Source organism: Brachybacterium avium, assembly GCF_002216795.1.
Taxonomy (GTDB): Bacteria; Actinomycetota; Actinomycetes; order Actinomycetales; family Dermabacteraceae; genus Brachybacterium; species Brachybacterium avium.
Map to the genome: position 1 here is coordinate 2,956,551 of NZ_CP022316.1, position 18,514 is coordinate 2,975,064.

The following is an 18,514-nucleotide window of genomic DNA, read 5'->3' on the forward strand; positions in this document are numbered from 1 at the left end:
GTAAGCTCGGGGCACTATGTCCTTCAGCTCGCTCGCCCCGCAACCGGCCCCGGACTCCCACGTCGAGGACGCCGCCCACCAGCACCGCGGCACCTACCAGGTGCGCACCTTCGGCTGTCAGATGAACGTCCACGATTCCGAGCGCCTCACCGGCATGCTCGAGGACTCCGGCTACATCGCCGCTGCGGCGACCGCCGACCCTCGTCGGGGCGAGGTGGACGTCATCGTGTTCAACACCTGTGCGGTGCGGGAGAACGCGGCCGACAAGCTGTACGGCACCCTCGGATCCCTGCGCCCGGGCAAGGACGCCAATCCCGGCATGCAGATCGCCGTCGGCGGCTGCCTGGCCCAGAAGGACCGGGACACCATCATCGACCGCGCCCCCTGGGTGGACGTGGTCTTCGGCACCCACAACCTCGGCTCGCTGCCGGTGCTCCTGGACCGCGCACGGCACAACGCCGAGGCCCAGGTCGAGATCCTCGAATCCCTCGAGGTGTTCCCCTCCACGCTCCCCACCCGGCGCGAATCCGTCTACGCCGCCTGGGTCTCCATCTCGGTGGGCTGCAACAACACCTGCACCTTCTGCATCGTGCCCTCCCTGCGCGGCAAGGAGAAGGACCGCCGTCCCGGGGAGGTCCTCGCCGAGGTGCGTGACGTGGTCGACTCCGGGGCCATCGAGGTCACGCTGCTGGGACAGAACGTGAACTCCTATGGTGTCGAGTTCGGGGATCGGGGAGCCTTCGCCAAGCTGCTGCGAGCCTGCGGCGAGATCGATGATCTGGAGCGGGTGCGCTTCACCTCCCCGCACCCGGCCATGTTCACCGACGACGTGATCGATGCGATGGCGGAGACCACGAACGTGATGCCGCAGCTGCACATGCCGCTCCAGTCCGGCAGCGATGCGGTGCTGCGCCGGATGAAGCGCTCCTACCGGTCCAAGAAGTTCCTCGGAATCCTGGACCGCGTCCGCGAGCGGATCCCGGAGGCGGCGATCACCACCGACATCATCGTCGGTTTCCCCGGCGAGACCGAGGACGATTTCCGACGGACCCTCGAAGTGGTCGAGGCCTCACGCTTCGCCAGCGCCTTCACCTTCCAGTACTCGATCCGGCCCGGCACCCCCGCGGCGACGATGCCGGACCAGCTGCCCAAGGAGATCGTGCAGGAGCGCTTCGAGCGCCTGACCGCCCTCCAGGACCGGATCACCCATGAGGAGAACCTCGCCCTGGAGGGCCGAGCGGTGGAGATCCTGGTCGCCGAGGGGGAGGGGACGCGGGACTCGCGCACGGACCGGCTCTCGGGCCGGGCCCGCGACCACCGGCTGGTCCACTTCTCGCTGCCCGAGGGGATCACCGAACCGGAGCGGCCGCGCCCCGGCGACCTGGTGACCGCGACCGTCACCCACGCCGCACCGCACTACCTGATCGCCGACAGCGCGCTCGGCGAGGGCAGCGGCATCGGACTCAGCGGGCAGCCGTTCGGCGGCGACCGTTTCTCGGTGCGACGCACCCGCTCCGGAGACGCCTGGGAAGCGGGTGAGCTGGGCCTGGATGCGGGCGCCTCCTGCGGCACCGGCGGGGCGGCGATGCCCGGCGGTCCGATCACCCTGGGGATGCCGAGCCTGCGTCCCCGCTGAACCGGGAGATGTGCCCGGCAGCGGGCCCTCAGCTGTCGAGGTCGTCCAGCTCGGCTCCGAGACGCTCCTCGAGGCTGTGGAAGAAGGCGATCACCGTGCTCAGCCCGCAGGTGATCGCATTGTCGATCTGCGAATCCAGGGCTCCGGCGCGGAAGTCCGCAGCGAGCTCGCCGTACACGCCCAGCAGTCCCTCGGACTCACGGCGCACGTAGACCTTCGGCCAGATCCGGTTCATGTTCCACTCGTTGCAGAGCTTGATCATCTCGACCTTGCGGGAGACGTCCACCGAGTGGCTCCAGCGACCGCGGGTCTGGAGCACACCGTGCTCGTCGCCGGAGATCATGAACTGGAAACGGTAGTCGTCGAAGCGGGCGCGCAGGATCTCCGGATGCTCCTCGTCCTCGACGAAGGCGTATCCATGCCGGGCGAGGCTCTCCTCGACCCTCGACAGGGACAGAGGGGCCAATTCGTCGGCCGAGCCCTTGCCCATCTGAACAGGGGACTCGTTCGGTGCAGTCACTTCCCACCTCGGGCGTTCGGTAAAGGGGTCCAGGGTGATCCGAGGGCTCGGATCGCCGATCACCCTACTCCTTCCGCGGTGGAACGGCCCCCGGCACGGCCGTGATCCCGCTGACCCTCCATGGGCTGGGCCGATCCGCGCTCCGGGGACGCCGATACAGTGCCTGCCATGGATGCCTCCGCCGCGCCGCCCATCGCCGTCGCGAGGGACTCCGATGTGCCCGTGGTGGCGGTCGTGGGGGCGACCGCCACCGGCAAATCCGACCTCGCGATCGCACTGGCCGAGCGGCTGGACGGCGAGGTCGTCAACGCTGATGCCCTGCAGCTGTACCGCGGCATGGACATCGGCACCGCCAAGGTCACCGCGCAGGAGCGTCATGGCGTCGCGCACCACCTGCTCGATGTGCTGACGGTGACCGAGGAGGCGAGCGTCTCCGCCTATCAGCGGCAGGCCCGCGAGGCGGTGGCCGGCATCCGCGCTCGCGGCAGAGTCCCGATCCTGGTGGGCGGTTCCGGGCTGTACGTCCGGGCTGCTCTGGACGAGATCGAGTTCCCGCCGACGGATCCTGCCGTCCGCGCCCGTCTCGAGAAGCGCGCCGAGCGAGAGGGCGCGGCAGCGCTGCATCGCGCGCTCGCGGACACCGACCCCGAGGCGGCCCGCACCATCGGGGTCCAGGACACCCGCCGCATCGTGCGAGCGCTCGAGGTGGGGGAGCTGACCGGGCGTCCCTTCACGGCCTTCCTGCCGCGACCGCTCTATCACCACCCCGGCACCGTGCAGCTGGGTCTGCGCCTGGAGCGTCCGGTGCTGCATGAGCGGATCGAGGCGCGAGTGCATCGGATGGTCCAGCAGGGCCTGCTGCAGGAGATCTCCGGCCTGCGCGAGCAGGGACTGGACGACGGGCGGACCGCACGCCGCGCGATCGGCTACGAGCAGGGTCTGGCGGTGCTCGACGGGGCCATCAGCTGTGAGCAGGCGATCGAGGACACCATCGCCGGCACCCGCCGCCTGGTGCGGAAGCAGGACACCTGGTTCCGTCGCGACCTCCGGGTGCGCTGGCTCACGGCCGACGCCGGTGAGGCGCTCGTGGAGCACGCGCTCGCACGGATCCGGGAGGAGGCCATGACGACCCGGGAGCAGCAGCCGTAGGCTCGGCGCCATGAGCGAGCGCATCGACTTCACCAAGGGCCACGGCACCGAGAACGACTTCGTGGTGCTGGATGATCCCGAGGGCCTGCTCACCCTCGATGAGGCCGTGATCGCAGCCCTCGCCGATCGACGGGCCGGGATCGGCGGGGACGGGGTGATCCGGGCGGTCCGTTCGCGCTGCGCCGGTGTCGATGCCCCGGCGGATGCGCCGGAGTGGTTCATGGACTACCGCAATGCGGACGGCTCGATCGCCGAGATGTGCGGCAACGGGGTGCGCGTCCTCGCCGCGCACCTGCAGCGGGCGGGCTGGATCGCCGAGGACCGCTTCGAGATCCTCACCCGCGCCGGAGTGCGGGCCGTGGAGATCCTGGAGCGACCCGCGAGCCCGGGCAGACCGTGGAGCGTCCGGGTGGGCATGGGAGCCGCTCGCTGCACTGCTGAGACCCGCACCATCGAGATCGCCGGGCAGCGCCTGGCCGTGACGGACGTCGACCTGGGCAACCCCCATGCCGTCGCCTTCCTCCCGGAGGGGATCTCCCTGGAGGGGCTCGACCTGACCCGCCGCCCGACCCTGGGCCCCGAACCCGCCGGTGGGACCAATATCGAGTTGGTCAGCGAGCGCGGTCCCCGTCACGTGGCGATGCGGGTGCACGAGCGTGGGGTGGGGGAGACCCGCTCCTGCGGGACCGGCGTGGCGGCGGTCGCGGTCGCCGCGGCGCTGCGCGCCGGAGACGAGTCCCGCGAGCCCTGGACCGTCGAGGTGCCGGGCGGGCGGCTGCAGGTGGGATGGTCCGCAGCGGGAGAGGTCCTGTTGACCGGACCTGCCCAGCTGGTCGCGTACGGCACCACGCTGATCTGAGCGCCGCGGGCAGCTGCCCGGGAGGCGGTGAGGCGGGAGCCGCGGGACCAGGACCCCACTCTCAGCCGGCGTGCTCAGCCGGCTGCGCCGACGGGCCCGACCTCGATCACCCGGAATCCCTTCGCGCTCGCGACCTTCGCAACCGAGCGGTCGGGCAGCTGCTGGCCGAGCCAGCGCGCGAGCGGATCGGCACCCAGGTTCTTGCCGACCACGAGCGCCGCGGTGCCCTGCGGAGCCAGGCGGGGCATCCAATCCTGCAGCAGGACGTGCAACGCCTCCTTCCCGATGCGGATCGGTGGATTCGACCAGAGCGCCTGCGGCGCGAGATCCTCCGGCACCTCCTGCGGGGCGAGGACGCGGAGGTTGGTCAGCCCGGCGCGGCGGGCGTTCTCCGCGGTCAGCTCCCGCGCACGCTCGCTGACATCCACCGCCCACACCTGCGACTCCGGATGCAGCAGGGCCGCGGTCAGGGCGATCGGGCCCCACCCGCAGCCGAGATCCACGATCGTCGCCCCGGGCGGCGGGACGGTGATCTCGTCGAGGCGATCCAGCAGCACTGCGGTGGCCTTGTCCAGGCCGCGACCGCTGAACACCGAAGCGCTCGAGACGAGGTCGAGGTCGCGGCCGGCCAGCCGCACCCGCAGTGGGAAACGGCGGTCCTCGGTCGCGGGGGAGGGGGTGAAGTAGTGCTCGTCCACCTGAGCAGGATACGGAGCGGGAAGGCACCCGTGGTGCAGCGGGGTCCCCTCCCCGGCACGATCCGCTCCGCCCAGCGCAAAATCCCTCGACCTCCGTGTCGGGACGTGGGATCGTGGAGACCTCGATATCCCCGACCCGAGGAGTGCCCCGACCGTGCCCATCGCCTTCCATCCCGAACCCGCCTCAGACACCGACGTCGACGGGACCAGCGCGGAAGGAACCGGGGCCGCCGAGCACTCGAGCAGCACGGACCGGCCGGCGACCGCCCGGGATCCGCTGACCGCACGGATCCTCGCCCGCGGTGACGCCTCCCTCGCCGCCGCCACCTACGACTCCGCGACCGATGGTGAGCAGTACGACCTCGCCGACCGTCAGGCACTGCGCCGGGTGGCCGGCCTGTCCACCGAGCTCGAGGACGTCACCGAGGTCGAATACCGCCAGCTGCGTCTGGAGCGGGTGGTCCTCGCCGGCCTCTACACCTCCGGCAACACCGAGCAGGCCGAGACCAGCCTGCAGGAGCTCGCGGCGCTCGCCGAGACTGCCGGCTCCGAGGTGCTGGACGGCGTCCTGCAGCGCCGGGCACATCCGGATCCGGCGACCTTCCTGGGCAAGGGCAAGGCCGCGGAGCTCGCGGACCTGGTCGCCGGCAGCGGCGCCGACACGGTCATCGCCGACGGCGAGCTGGCCCCCGGCCAGCGCCGTGCCCTCGAGGACATCGTCAAGGTCAAGGTCATCGATCGCACCGCACTGATCCTGGATATCTTCGCCCAGCATGCGAAGTCCCGCGAAGGCAAGGCGCAGGTCGAGCTGGCCCAGCTCGAATACCTGCTGCCGCGGCTGCGCGGCTGGGGCGAGTCGATGTCGCGTCAGGCCGGTGGGCAGGTGGGCGGTGCAGGCGCCGGGATGGGCTCGCGCGGTCCGGGCGAGACCAAGATCGAGCTGGATCGTCGGCGCATCCGCGACCGCATGGCCAAGCTGCGCCGCGAGATCAAGGCGATGGCCCCGAGCCGTGAGGAGCAGCGGGCGGATCGCAGGCGCCATCAGATACCTGCCGTCGCCATCGCCGGCTACACCAACGCCGGCAAGTCCTCGCTGCTGAACCGGCTCACGGGGGCCGGGGTGCTGGTCGAGAACGCACTGTTCGCGACCCTGGACCCGACGGTGCGGCGCGCGAGCACCCCGGACGGGCGGGAGTTCACCTACGCGGACACCGTCGGCTTCGTGCGGCATCTGCCCACCCAGCTGGTCGAGGCTTTCCGCTCCACGCTCGAGGAGGTCGGCGGATCGGATCTGCTGCTGCACGTGGTGGACGCCTCCCACCCGGACCCGGAGGGCCAGATCGCCGCGGTGCGCACGGTGCTCGGGGAGCTCGAGGGCTTCGATGTGCCCGAGGTCGTGGTGCTGAACAAGGCTGATATCGCCGAGCCCGAGACGATCGCGCGGATCCGCAGCCAGGTCGCGGACTGCGTGGTGGTCTCCGCCCGCACCGGTATGGGCATCCAGGAGCTGCGCGAGCTGATCGCCGAGCGGCTGCCGCGTCCCGCTGTCGAGGTGGACCTGGTGGTGCCCTATTCCCGTGGGGACCTGATCTCCCGGGTCCACACCACCGGCGAGGTGCTGGCGGAGGAGCACCTGATGGATGGCACCCGCCTGCATGCGAGGGTGGACGAGGCGCTCGCCGCCGAGCTCCGGGGTTCGGCCTGATCGCCAGGAGATCGGCCTGTCGGGCGGAGCCTGAATGGTGTTCGCCCGGGGCGCGGATACCCTGAGCGGATGACCGCTCCGTCCACCCACCCCGTCGCCCCCACGGCGGGGGACATCCCTCTGTCCACCCTGATGGACGCTGCGGTGACGGCGATCGGTGGGACACCCCGACACGGCCAGCAGACGATGGCGGAGGCCGTCGATCTCGCCATGTCCGGGGGCCGGCACCTGCTGGTGCAGGCGGGGACCGGCACCGGCAAGTCGCTCGCCTACCTGGTTCCCGCGATCCGTCACGCACTGGTCAGCGGTCGCCCGGTGGTGGTCTCCACCGCCACCATCGCGCTGCAGACCCAGATCGTCCGCAAGGACCTCCCGCGGCTGGTCGAGGCGCTCGCCGGGCACCTGCCGCGAACTCCCACCTTCGCCCTCCTCAAGGGTCGGGCGAACTATCTGTGCAAGCACAAGATCGCCGGCGGCTACCCGGTCGACATCGAGCCCGGCGCCCTGTTCGCCGAGGCCTCGGCGGATCCCTCCCGCGACGGTGGTGAGCGGCTGGGGCAGCAGGTGCGACGCCTGCGCGAATGGGCCGAGGAGACCGACAGCGGCGACCGCGACTCCCTCGAGGATGCTGTCTCGGATCGAGCATGGCGCCAGGTCTCCGTCACCGGCACCCAGTGCATCGGCAGCAGCTGCCCGATGGTGGAGGACTGCTTCGCCGAGCGCAGTCGGGAGCTCGCCCGGGAGGTCGATGTGGTGGTGACCAATCATGCGCTGCTCGCCATCGACGCCTTCGACAGCCTCGGCATCATCCCCGATCATGATGTCGTGGTCTTCGACGAGGCGCACGATCTCTCCCCACGCGTCACCAGCGCCGTCACGGATGTGCTGAGCCCCGGCATGCTGCGCGGCACCGTCCGCGACCTGCGGGGGATCGGTGTGGCGGGGACAGCTCTCGATGACGCCTCGGAGGAGCTGCGTGAATCTCTCGAGCTCGCCACGGACGGGCGGGTCATCGGTGAGCTGCCCGAGCGGCTCGCCGATGCGGTCACCCAGCTGCGGGTCGAGGCGCGCACGGCGCATTCCGATGCGAAGGACGCCGGTGACGACTCCACCGCGGGTGCCCGCAAGACCGTCCGCGCGAATCTGCAGGAGATCATCGATGTCTGTGAGCGCCTGACCGCACCGGGGGAGGATGACGTGGTCTCGATCTCGCACTCACCGGCGACCGGGCGCTCCAGCATCCAGGTAGCGCCGCTCAGCGTCGCGGCGGCGATGCGCGGAGCGATCCTCGAGGAGCGCACGGCAGTGCTCACCTCTGCCACTCTCGCGCTCGGTGGCCGCTTCGAACCGGCGGCCGGTGAGGTCGGCCTGGCCCGCCGCGACCGGGTGGCGGAGGACGAGCTGCCGGCCTCCGGGAACTCGAGCGCGTGGGCGGGGCTCGATGTGGGCAGCCCGTTCGAGTACCGCCGCCAGGGGATCCTCTACACCGCCCGGCACCTCCCGGCGCCGGGGCGGGACGGCCCCTCCGCAGCGATGCTGGACCATCTCACCGAGCTGGTGGAGGCCTCGCGCGGGGGAGCGCTGTGCCTGTTCTCCTCGCGCCGCGGCGCGGAGGTCGCGGCCGAGCATGTGCGTGCCCGGCTGGATCTGACGATCGCCGTGCAGGGCGAGGACTCCATGGCGAATCTGGTGCGGACCTTCCGCGAGGAGGAGGATGCGAGCCTCTTCGGCACCCTCACCCTGTGGCAGGGGGTGGACGTCTCCGGCAGGTCGCTGCGGCTGGTCACCATCGACCGGATCCCGTTCCCGCGCCCGGATGATCCGTTGACCGCGGCCCGGCAGGAACGGATCGGACGCCACGGCGGCAACGGCTTCATGTCGATCTCCGCCCAGCATGCCGCGCTGCTGCTCGCCCAGGGGGCCGGGCGCCTCATCCGCTCCGATCAGGACCGCGGGATGGTCGCGGTGCTGGATCCGCGCCTGGCGACCGCGCGGTACGGGAGCTTCCTGCGGGAGTCCATGCCGCCGCTGTGGCCGACGGCGGATCCGGAGGCCGCTCTGGCAGCGCTGCGCCGACTCGCGGACGCCTGAGCGCCCCGACCTCACCGGCAGGGGCGGGCTGTGGTCAGACGGCCCGCAGGACCGCCACGATCTTCCCGAGGATCTCGGCATGATCACCGAGGATCGGGGCGAAGGCCGGGTTGTGGGGCATCAGCCAGACGTGGTCGTCACGCTGCACGAAGGTCTTGACCGTGGCCTCGCCGTCGATCATGGCGGCCACGATCTCGCCCTTCTCCGCAGTGCTCTGTGAGCGCACGACCACCCAGTCGCTGTCGCAGATGGCCGCGTCGATCATCGAATCCCCGACCACCTGGAGCAGGAAGAGGTCCCCGTCGCCCACCAGGCGCTGGGGCAGGGTGAAGACGTCCTCGACGTGCTCCTCGGCGGTGATCGGAGCGCCGGCGGCGATCCGGCCCACCAGCGGCACGGCCACCGAATTGGGAGTGATCTCGGGCTCGGGCGACGGGCTCGGCGGGGCCGGGGCATCGTCCGCATCGGGCATCACCACCTCCATCGCGCGCGGTCGCTTGGGGTCGCGGCGCAGGAAGCCCTTGCGTTCGAGGGACTGCAGCTGGTGGGCGACCGAGGAGGACGAGGTCAGCCCGACGGCATCACCGATCTCTCGCATCGTGGGCGGGTAGCCGTGCGCGGCGACCGCCTCGTTGATCGTCTCCAGGATCAGCCGCTGGCGACGGGTGAGGACCGCGGTGCGCTCATCAGCCGGGGCATCGCCGCGGGCCGGGATCGGCTGGGGGGTGCTCGGCGTCATCGTGCGGCCTCCTGGCGTCGTCTGTCGGACCCATGCGGTTCCGTTGTCCTGTCACCCAGCGTAGGGCGGCACGCCGCAGAAGCCAAACATGTGTTCGATGCTGCTGTTGCGTGTCGCGAGCGACTGGGGTTACAGTCGCACATACATTCGATCGAACAGGAGTTCGGATATGCGTACCGATATTGCCACGGCCCTTCCCTTCCCGTCGCAGGGCACGCCTCGTCGCGAGGCCGCCGCCCGAGCACGCGTTCGACTCGAGCCGACGCGTCGCGGTCGCCTGCTCGTCACGGTGCTCGCCTTCGTGCTCGGTCTGCTGGTGGCCGCTGCCGTACTGCTGTCGGTCGACCTGCCGGCGATGGCGGGCACCGAGAGCGAGCAGCCCCTCACCGTGACCGTCGAAACCGGAGACACCCTGTGGGGCTATGCCGACCAGTACGCGCCGGAGGGCATGAGTGCGCAGGAGTTCGTCGCCCAGGCGCGACTGCACAATCAGCTTCCCACCGGTCGCATCACCGCAGGTCAGGAGATCCAGCTTCCCGTCCTGGGCGGCGAGACCCGCTGAGCGGCTGAAAGGCCGGTATTCTGGGCGGATGCACTGTCCGTTCTGTCGCCATCCCGATTCCCGCGTCGTCGACTCCCGCACGTCCGACGACGGCGCGACGATTCGCCGCCGGCGCCAGTGCCCCAACTGCTCCCGACGCTTCTCCACCTCGGAGACGGCCTCCCTCTCCGTGCTCAAGCGCTCGGGTGTCAGCGAGCCGTTCAGCCGGGCCAAGGTGATCTCGGGGGTGCGCAAGGCCTGTCAGGGCCGGCCGGTCAGCGATGACCAGCTGGCGATGCTCGCCCAGCGGGTCGAGGAGAGCATCCGTTCCAGCGGCCTCGCAGAGATCGATGCCCACCAGGTGGGACTCACGATCCTGCAGCCGCTCCAGGAGCTGGACGTGATCGCGTACCTGCGCTTCGCGAGCGTCTACCGGGGCTTCGATTCGCTCGAGGATTTCGAGGCGGCGATCGCGCGCCTGCGCGCCGAGGCGCCGCAGGGCGAGGACCCCGTGGGGACGCCGACCGCCTGAGGTCGCCCGGCGAGCGGCAGATCGTGTCCGATGACACACCGCCCAGGCGGTTTCCTCCCACATCTCGGATTTGGTGCGGAGGCTCCCGCGGATATGCATAAGATATCCCTCGTGCGCTCACGCAGCGCACACCTGATCGGCGGTCGTGGAGGGGAAGCCACGGCCGCCGATCCCTGTTCGGGCAGGGCGACCGCGGCACTCACTGCGCGATGCCGGCCGGAAGATCCTGCGCGTGGACCACCCCGAGGTGCTGGGTCGGGCGGCTCATCGCCACATATAGATCCCCGGCACCATGGGCGGCGATCAGCTCAGCCGGTTCCACGATCACCACCGCATCGAACTCGAGCCCCTTGGCATCCTGAGCGGTCATCACCGCGACCTCGTCATCCACACCCGCCGATCCCGCGCCGACGGCCGGCAGGGCCGCCTGGGAGCGCAGGGCCTCGAGCAGGACGGCGAGGCGCTCCTGCGCGGCGATCACGGCGATCCTGCCCAGGCGCTCCGCGTGGAGCGCCACCACTGCCTCGGCGGTGCCGGCGACGATCCCCTCGGGGGAGGCCCGCTGTATCAGCGGCTCCCGGTCGCCCTCCCGCACCGAGCTGACCGGTGTCACCGGCAGCTCGTGCGCCTGTGCCATCGCCACCGCGCGATCCATGATCAGGCTCGGCGTGCGGTAGTTGACGGTGAGATGCTCGACCTGCAGTCGATCCTGGATGTAGGGCGAGAGCGCGGCGGACCAGGAGTCGGTGCCGCCGGCGGAGGAGGTCTGGGCGACATCGCCGACCACCGTGAAGGACTTGGTAGGAGCTCGCCGCATCAGGGCCCGCCAGCTCATGGGGGAGTGCTCCTGAGCCTCGTCGACCACGACATGGCCGTAGGTCCAGCTCCGCTCGGCGGAGGCGCGCTCGGCCAGGGTCCGCCCGTCGCGGATGTGGCCGACCTGATCAGCGAGGTCCTCGGCGCGGATGATCCCCGAGGTGTCGATGTTCTCGATGACCTTGCGTGCGTACTCGACCTCCGACCGTCGGCGTTCGGCGTCGTCCCGGGCTCGGGCCTCCGCCGGTGCGGAGTCCTCTCCGAGCAGCTCCGCCACTTCGTCGAGCAGGGGGACGTCCTCGACCGTCCAGGGTGAGTCCTTGGGGCGCACCAGTAGCTCGATCTCGTTCGTCAATGACCGCGGGGCCGCGTCCCGCAGCCGGTCGGGCCGGGAGAACAGGATCCGCAGGAAGCCCTGCGGGGTGTACGGGAGCCAGGCGAGGTTCAGCTGGCGCTTGATCTCGGGATCGTTGCGCAGGTCCGAGAGGAGATCGGGGCGGTCCTCCGGGATGACCGTGTGCCCCTGAGCCCGCAGCGAGCTCTCGTAGCTCTGGACCAGGCGGTCCATCGCTGCGCGGACGAAGACGGCACGGCCGGTGTTGTGCGGCTTGTGCGAGGCCCGGGCCTCGCGCCGGGCCGAGCGGATCGCGTCCCGGGTGAGGGTGATCGGAGTGCCGTCGATGCGCAGGCTGATGTCGGCGTCGGGGACCACCTGGCGCTGTCGGACCGCGCGGGCGAGGAGCTCAGCCATCGCGGCGTCGCCCTTGAGCCGTGCCACGGTGTCCTCGTCGTGCACAAAGGTCTCGACCCCGGGGAACAGCTCGCCGGGGGTCAGCATCACGACCCCGGATTCGCCGAGGCTCGGCAGCACCCGTTCGATGTAGCGCAGGAACCCCGGGGTGGGGGCCATGATCAGCACGCCCGTGTGCTCCAGCCGCCGACGGTGCGTGTACAGCAGGTACGCCGCGCGGTGGAGCGCCACCGCGGTCTTGCCGGTGCCGGGCCCGCCCTGGACCACCAGCACACCGCGGTTCTCGGAACGGATGATGCGATCCTGCTCGGACTGGATCGTCGCGACGATGTCGCCCATCCGCCCGGTGCGCTTCCCGGAGACGGCGGCCAGCAGGGCGCCCTCGCCCTGGAGCACGACGTCGTGGTCGGGGTCCTCGAGCACAGTCTGATCCAGGACGTCGTCCTCGAGGCCGACCACGGTGCGACCTCGATTGATCAGGTGCCGCCGGAGCCGCACCGACAGCCTGTCGGTGCTGGTGGCGCGGTAGAACGCAGCTGCCGCGGGAGCGCGCCAGTCCACCAGGAGCTGTTCTCGTTCAGAGGTGAACAGCCCGATCCGGCCGATGTAGTGACGGGCCGCATCGTCCATGTCGAGACGACCGAACACCAGGCTGCGGGAGACCGAGCGCAGCAGTGCGAGACGGTCCTCGTACAGCGCCATGAAGGAATCGCGCTCGGAGCGGTTCTGGTGGGTCGAGGCGTGCTGTGATCGCTGGATCTGCTCGAGATTGCCCTCCACCTGCGTGATCAGCTGGTCCAGCCGTCGATAGAGACGGTCGGCATACGTCTGTTCACGTGTGATCTCCCGGGCGATCTGTTCCTCGGCGTCGTCCACGTCCCTGCCTCTCACCCTGTGCGTCCTCATGCCGCGCCGCCGTCCGGCGGACCCGAGATCGGCGAAGCACGGTGGTCCATTATGGTGGACGGGCCTGGGTGCGCGTGCCATCAGGTGATCCACGTCCAGTCGGCCGCGAGGGAGGAGCCACGATGCGAGACCCGCGCGATCTGTATCGGTTCGAGTCGACCGAGGTCCTGGAGGCGGTGCCGCGCTCCGGGCTCACGCTGGTGCACGCACTGCCGGGGATGGTGGATGCCGGCAACGCCTGCCGCATCGCCGCCACGTACCTGCGCGATGAGCTTCGCCATCTGCGACTGGTCTCCTTCGACACCGATGAGCTCCTGGACTACCGCGGCTCCCGCCCGCAGGCGAGCTTCGACGGCACTTCCTTCGTGGACGTGGAGGTCCCTGAGCTCACGCTCTCGCTGATGTACGACGAGCAGGACCGGCCCTTCCTCTTCCTCGACGGTCCGGAGCCGGATCTGCAGTGGCGCCGGCTGGCCGAGGCGCTGATCGATCTGGTGGAGTACTTCGACGTCCAACGGGTGGTCGGTATGCAGGGCGTGCCCATGGCGGTGCCCCACACCCGTCCCATCGGTCTGTTCGCCCACGCCAACGACCCCTCGCTGCTGGGTCGGCCGGGCGCCCGGGCGACACCGGCCCCGGGGACCGCGCCGGACTTCGGCGAGGAGGGGGCCGCCGAGCTGGTGATCCCGGCGGCCTTCAGCACCCTGCTCGAGCATCGGCTGGGCAGGGCAGATCATCCCGCGATGGGCTACGCCGCCCAGATCCCGCACTATCTGGCTCGGACCGACTTCCCTGCCGGATCGCTGGCGCTGCTGCGCCGGGTCAGCGAGGCGGCCGGGCTCGACCTCCCGCTGGTCCATCTCGGAGACCTCACCGATGCCGCCACGGTGGCCCTGCAGGCCTCCCTCGAGCAGAACGCGGAGGTGCGCCAGATCGTCGGGGCGCTCGAGGAGCAGTACGACTCGATGGGCGCGAACGAGGACTCCTCGCCGCTGGCGACCACGATGGATCTGCCGACGGCCGACGAGATCGGCGAGCACTTCGAGCGCTTCCTCGCCGACCATGACGGTGACTCCCCGGAGGAGCCGCCCTCGCTGTGAGCGCCGATGCGGTGCTGCCCGACGGCGCGGGAGACCCCGAAAAACCTCAGTTCGTTATCTCTTCGTGATCCGGTCTTGCCGATCTCCGTGTGAACCGGGCCACGGTCATGACAGAATGAAGTCGTTGCGGTGATGCAGGTCCAGCAGGACAGTCCGACGACGGTGCCTCGGCACAGCAGTACGGCTTGCACCTGACGCCACCCGCTCCGGCGGGGGACGGCTTCACGCGGCACCGCGATCGCGTCGTGCGATCGATGAAGGACGACACAGAAGGTGACAGGTATGGCACAGGGCTCGGTCAAGTGGTTCAACGCCGAAAAGGGCTACGGATTCATCGAGATCGACGGAGGCGGCGCAGACGTCTTCGTGCATCACAGCAAGATCGACATGGATGGATACCGCGCCCTCGACGAAGGTCAGCGCGTGGAGTTCGAAGTCAGCCAGGGTGACAAGGGGCCGCAGGCCGAGCAGGTTCGTCCTCTCTGATCGACGGCACCCCGTCAGCATCACGAACCGGGCAGGAGCATCGCGCTCCTGCCCGGTTCGTCGTCGTCGGGCCGTCGGTATGCGCTCAGCGTGAGTGCAGCACGCGTCCGGCACGGGCGAGCGCCTCGACCTGGGGCCGGCGCGCCAGGCGCACCGAGACCGCATCGGAGCGCAGGTCGCGGTCGATGCCCTCGGGGAGCGGGCGCCGGGAGGCGAGCAGGATGCAGTTCCCTCGCCGCTTGCCCGAGAGGTGGGCGGGCTCGGCGATCACCCCGACGTGCGGGAAGACGGTGGAGAGGGTCGCGACCTCGTCCGCCATCAGGCCGCTCCCCGGTGGCGCCGCGCAGTTGGCCAGGTAGATCCCTCCGTCGCGCAGCACCCGATCGGCGTGGGCGGCCGTTTCCGCAGTCGTGAGCTCCGGGGGTGTGACCGCTCCGCTGAAGACGTCTCTGACCAGAACATCGAATCGCTTCTCGCGCCAGGAGGTCAGGGCGCCGAGCGCATCCTCCACGCGCAGTCTCAGCTGCGGCGAGCGGGGGAGGTCGAACCATTCCCGCACCTGGTGCGCGAGCAGCTCGTCGATCTCCACCACGATCTGGCGGCTGCGCGGATGGCGGGCGGCGATCGCCCGCGGCAGGGAGCAGCCGCCGCCGCCCAGGTGCGCGAGATGGGGAGCCGGCGCCGGCGGGCTGCTCGCAGCTCCTGACGCATCTGGTCCTGGCAGCTCCGCGAGGTGGCGGTCGATCACCAGCAGCATCCAACGCATGTACTCGAACACCAGGTGCTCGGGATCCGGATGCAGGTGTGAGGAAGGGACCCCGTTGACATCCAGCAGCACCGAGCCGTCGGTCTCCAGGGTCAGCGCGGCGGTCCCGGTCGAGATGGGGATCGGGGTGTCGAGGGGGCCGAGGTGCGCGAAGGCAGCGCGGCGCGGGCGATCGCGGCGGGGCATCGCACCACTCTAGGAGATCCACGGGAGATCGCCGGGTCGGTTCCTCCCCATCCGGTGCTCCTCCACCGCCGCAGCGGTCCCGCCTCATCTGTCAGACCCCGCCCCTAGCGTGGCACTCAGCAGGACGGCGCAGAGGGCGCCCCGAGTTCGCGGAGGAGGAGACCGATGACCCGCACCATGCCCCGGCGAGGAGGAGCCACGGCGCCGGTCGACTCCGGCGCCCGCGCCCTGCGTCTGCTCCTGGCACGCCTGGACCAGGACCAGGCGGACCTCGAACGCGCGCGAGAGCTGCTGCGCCAGGGGCGATCGCAGCTGGAGGAGGATCCGCGCGAGGCCTTTGAGCTGATCCATCGGGCGGCGTTGAGAGGCGCCGGGGTGCTGGTCTCCCGGGCCAACCGCGAGCGCCGCCGGGCGCTGCCGCTGAACGTGTGGACCGCGCTGGCACGCCTCGGCGGGCCGGATGCCGAAAGGGCGGAGCAGCTGGAGCCCCTGGTGGCGGAGAGGATGCGGCTGGACCGGGAGGTCAGCGCCCAGCCTGATCCAGAGCTGCTGCGCAGCCACCTCGAGGGAACCGGGGCGCACCTCGAGCTGGTCGCCCAGCGTCTCCTGGAGGACCTCCCCGCCCACGTCACCGAGCTCATCGCCCCCGGCGGAGCGTCCCCGGTCGAAGGCGCGCAGCCCGGGTAGAGTTCCTCGCGAGGGAGGTGCCGATGGATGTCAGCGGTGACGCGGGCTCGACGGAGGAGATCCCCGGGATCCTGCACCTGGACATGGACGCCTTCTTCGCCTCCATCGAGGTGAGGGACGATCCCCGGCTGCAGGGCCTGCCCGTGGTGGTGGGTGGCGCGGGGGCGCGCGGGGTGGTCGCCGCGGCCAGCTATCCGGCCCGCACCCGAGGCATCCGCTCCGCGATGCCGATGGCGTCGGCGCGGCGCCTGGCCCCGGATCTCGTCATCGTCCCGGCGCGGATCGACCACTACCGCCAGATCTCCGCCCGCGTGATGGAGCTGCTGGCTGACGTGGTCGCCGACATCGAGCAGATCAGCGTCGACGAGGCCTTCCTCGATGTGCGCGGCGCACGACGGCTGTTCGGCCCACCGGAGCAGATCGCCGAGCTGCTGCGGGGGAGGATCCGCGAGGACCTCGACCTGCCGAGCTCGGTCGGGGGATCCGTCTCCCGGGCCGTCGCGAAGATCGCCTCCGCCCGGGCCAAGCCCGACGGGATGCTGATCGTCCCCGCCGCCCGCACTGCCGAGTTCCTCGCCCCGCTGCCGGTCTCGGTGATCTCCGGCGTCGGCCCCAGAGCGCAGGAGTCGCTCGCCCGGATCGGTGTGCGCACCATCGGCCAGCTGCGGGAGATCCCCCGCTCCGCCCTGACCCGGGCGCTGGGACCTCGAGCGCCCGAGATCGCGGCGCTCGCCGAGGGCAGCGACCGCACCGGGCTGGGGCGACGCGCCAGGGACAAGTCGCTGGGGACGGAGCGGACCTGGGATCAGGACCTCTCCGACCCGGCGGAGGTGCGCAGGTCCATCACGCAGATGGCGGATGATGTCGCCCGGCAGCTGCGCCGCGGCGACTTCGTGACGCGGACCGTCGTGCTCAAGCTCCGCGCTCCGGACGGCACCACCATCACGCGCTCCTCGACCCTGGACCAGCCCACCTCCAGCGGTGAGCGGCTCCGGGAGCAGGTGGTCTCCCTGTGGGAGCGCGAACGCTCCACGATGTGCCGGGTGCGCCTGGCGGGGGTGCGGGCCGCGCACCTGGAGCCGGCCGCCGGCTCCCCGGTGCAGTCGGAGCTGAACCCCCGAGCGGCGGGCTGGCAGGACCTGGAGGCCGCGATGGATCGGGCGCTCGAGCGCTTCGGCACGCGCAGCCTGGAGCGCGGATCGACGCTCTCCGCCGCCCCCGACGGGGCGCGGCGCAGCCCGCCGGACCCCGCCCCGGATACCCGTGCGGGACCGACGGGGCGTCTCGATACGGACGGCCCGCACCCTCGAGGACCGATCGGTCGGTGAGGGTCGCTGACCGGTCGTCATGTGATGCGGTGCCCGGAGTGTTCACATTACCCAGGAACAGGATCTAAACTGGGTGCACTGCCGACGAGGACGAGGCTCCTCGACCGGTGGATGTGCGCCGACCGGCGCGAGAGGACGGGGACAAGGAGCGGGATCATGCCGCTGTCTGAACACGAGCAGAAGATGCTCGACGAGATGGAGCGTCAGCTCTTCGCTGACGATCCGCGCCTCGCACGAGCTTTCGCACCGAAGACGCCGCCGCGACGCAGCGGGCGGCGAATACTCATCGGCCTGGGCGCCGTCGTCGTGGGCCTCGGGGTCCTCGTGCTGGCGGTGAGCCTCCCGGCGATCTGGCTCGGGGTGATCGCCTTCATCGGCATGCTTGCCGGCGCGGTCTATGCGGTCACCGGATCCAGCAGCTCTTCGCACGGCAAGGACTCTCCTGACGGGGGAGGCGGCAGCGGGGGCACCGGACCGGCTGCTCCCGGCGGTGACGACGGCGGCACCTTCATGCGCAAGATGGAGGAGCGCTGGGAGAAGCGTGCGGGGGACGATCCCCGATCCTGACCGCTGTGCAGGTCGGCGCGGCACTGATGCGCTGACTCTCTGATGTATGACGATGCCCCGGCTCGGAAGAGCCGGGGCATCGTCATGTCCGCGCCCTTCGGGTGACCGGTCGGTCACCGTGCCCACGGAGGCGACGGTGCTGGAGGCGGCTGCCTCTCCCGCGATTCCCCACATTGCTCCACCGCGGTTCTCCCTGCCCCTCCACCTCCCTCCCCGCGGCCCGACCATGCCCACCGGTGAGTCGCTGACCTGGGATTTCTCGATTGGGGCTGCTGAGTGGCCGGCTCGGCAGCGGCGGCAACGATGCCGAAACGCCGGAGGAGACGTGCCCGACAGGAATTTTCCCCCACCTCGCTCCATCCCGCTGACCTGCTGTGACGTGGTTCCCTTGCGGCTGTTTCGAGGTTTTGGGGTCCAATGGTGGGGAGTAGTGGGGTAAAGTGGAGCGCGT

Annotated in this window: 17 protein-coding genes; 12 read left to right on the forward strand and 5 right to left on the reverse strand. The window is 70.7% G+C overall.

Translation table 11 applies throughout. The features are described 5' to 3' along the window. The first annotated feature begins 16 nt into the window (after window positions 1–16). Window positions 17–1,636, forward strand: coding sequence for a tRNA (N6-isopentenyl adenosine(37)-C2)-methylthiotransferase MiaB (gene miaB, locus CFK39_RS13255; protein ID WP_089065854.1), 1,620 nt, complete (start codon window positions 17–19; stop codon window positions 1,634–1,636). A gap of 28 nt (window positions 1,637–1,664) precedes the next feature. On the opposite strand, the gene CFK39_RS13260 is transcribed toward miaB, so the two are convergent. After that, window positions 1,665–2,156, reverse strand: a complete 492-nt coding sequence (locus CFK39_RS13260) for a YbjN domain-containing protein (RefSeq protein ID WP_245822646.1) — start codon at window positions 2,154–2,156, stop codon at window positions 1,665–1,667. A 168-nt stretch (window positions 2,157–2,324) separates the two neighbouring features. On the opposite strand from CFK39_RS13260, the gene miaA reads away from it, so the two are divergent. Together miaA and dapF are read left to right on the forward strand one after the other, a co-directional pair. Further along, a complete protein-coding gene (miaA, locus tag CFK39_RS13265) occupies window positions 2,325–3,305 on the forward strand; it encodes a tRNA (adenosine(37)-N6)-dimethylallyltransferase MiaA (RefSeq protein WP_089066448.1) in 981 nt (326 codons plus the stop codon). A 10-nt stretch (window positions 3,306–3,315) separates the two neighbouring features. After that, a complete protein-coding gene (gene dapF, locus CFK39_RS13270; protein WP_089065856.1) occupies window positions 3,316–4,164 on the forward strand; it encodes a diaminopimelate epimerase in 849 nt (282 codons plus the stop codon). Window positions 4,165–4,238: 74 nt separating this feature from the next. On the opposite strand, the gene CFK39_RS13275 is transcribed toward dapF, so the two are convergent. Continuing rightward, complete coding sequence (locus CFK39_RS13275; RefSeq protein WP_089065857.1) at window positions 4,239–4,862, reverse strand: class I SAM-dependent methyltransferase; 624 nt, start codon at window positions 4,860–4,862, stop codon at window positions 4,239–4,241. 154 nt (window positions 4,863–5,016) lie between these two features. Between CFK39_RS13275 and hflX the strand changes: the two genes are divergently transcribed. After that, window positions 5,017–6,567 carry a GTPase HflX gene (gene hflX, locus CFK39_RS13280; protein WP_089065858.1) on the forward strand — a complete coding sequence of 517 codons (1,551 nt, stop codon included), beginning with the start codon at window positions 5,017–5,019 and terminating at the stop codon, window positions 6,565–6,567. Window positions 6,568–6,636: 69 nt separating this feature from the next. Then, a complete protein-coding gene (locus tag CFK39_RS13285) occupies window positions 6,637–8,658 on the forward strand; it encodes an ATP-dependent DNA helicase (RefSeq protein ID WP_089065859.1) in 2,022 nt (673 codons plus the stop codon). 34 nt (window positions 8,659–8,692) lie between these two features. On the opposite strand, the gene lexA is transcribed toward CFK39_RS13285, so the two are convergent. Continuing rightward, window positions 8,693–9,397 carry a transcriptional repressor LexA gene (gene lexA, locus CFK39_RS13290; protein WP_089065860.1) on the reverse strand — a complete coding sequence of 235 codons (705 nt, stop codon included), beginning with the start codon at window positions 9,395–9,397 and terminating at the stop codon, window positions 8,693–8,695. Window positions 9,398–9,566: 169 nt separating this feature from the next. Here lexA and CFK39_RS13295 point away from each other — a divergent pair, with 169 nt between their 5' ends. Next, entirely contained in the window at window positions 9,567–9,959 is a 393-nt protein-coding gene (locus CFK39_RS13295) for a LysM peptidoglycan-binding domain-containing protein (RefSeq protein ID WP_089065861.1), read from the forward strand. 28 nt (window positions 9,960–9,987) lie between these two features. Continuing rightward, window positions 9,988–10,470, forward strand: a complete 483-nt coding sequence (gene nrdR / locus CFK39_RS13300; protein ID WP_089065862.1) for a transcriptional regulator NrdR — start codon at window positions 9,988–9,990, stop codon at window positions 10,468–10,470. A gap of 199 nt (window positions 10,471–10,669) precedes the next feature. On the opposite strand, the gene CFK39_RS13305 is transcribed toward nrdR, so the two are convergent. Next, window positions 10,670–12,913, reverse strand: coding sequence for a HelD family protein (locus CFK39_RS13305; RefSeq protein WP_089065863.1), 2,244 nt, complete (start codon window positions 12,911–12,913; stop codon window positions 10,670–10,672). Window positions 12,914–13,065: 152 nt separating this feature from the next. On the opposite strand from CFK39_RS13305, the gene CFK39_RS13310 reads away from it, so the two are divergent. Further along, window positions 13,066–14,043: a PAC2 family protein gene (locus CFK39_RS13310; protein WP_089065864.1), complete on the forward strand. Its 978-nt coding sequence runs from the start codon at window positions 13,066–13,068 to the stop codon at window positions 14,041–14,043. Between the two features lie 282 nt (window positions 14,044–14,325). After that, the gene (locus CFK39_RS13315) at window positions 14,326–14,529 is read left to right on the forward strand and encodes a cold-shock protein (RefSeq protein WP_010551414.1); all 204 of its coding nucleotides are present in this window, start codon (window positions 14,326–14,328) and stop codon (window positions 14,527–14,529) included. An 85-nt stretch (window positions 14,530–14,614) separates the two neighbouring features. Here the strand turns inward: CFK39_RS13315 and CFK39_RS13320 are convergent, their stop codons facing one another. Then, a complete protein-coding gene (locus CFK39_RS13320; RefSeq protein ID WP_157697172.1) occupies window positions 14,615–15,481 on the reverse strand; it encodes a spermidine synthase in 867 nt (288 codons plus the stop codon). Between the two features lie 165 nt (window positions 15,482–15,646). Here CFK39_RS13320 and CFK39_RS13325 point away from each other — a divergent pair, with 165 nt between their 5' ends. The 3 genes from CFK39_RS13325 (at window position 15,647) to CFK39_RS13335 (ending at window position 18,063) form a co-directional block, all read left to right on the forward strand. Continuing rightward, window positions 15,647–16,168 carry an SAV_6107 family HEPN domain-containing protein gene (locus CFK39_RS13325; protein ID WP_089066449.1) on the forward strand — a complete coding sequence of 174 codons (522 nt, stop codon included), beginning with the start codon at window positions 15,647–15,649 and terminating at the stop codon, window positions 16,166–16,168. 23 nt (window positions 16,169–16,191) lie between these two features. Further along, window positions 16,192–17,496, forward strand: a complete 1,305-nt coding sequence (gene dinB, locus CFK39_RS13330) for a DNA polymerase IV (RefSeq protein WP_089065865.1) — start codon at window positions 16,192–16,194, stop codon at window positions 17,494–17,496. 156 nt (window positions 17,497–17,652) lie between these two features. Next, a complete protein-coding gene (locus tag CFK39_RS13335) occupies window positions 17,653–18,063 on the forward strand; it encodes a DUF3040 domain-containing protein (RefSeq protein ID WP_089065866.1) in 411 nt (136 codons plus the stop codon). The last annotated feature ends 451 nt before the right edge of the window (window positions 18,064–18,514 follow it).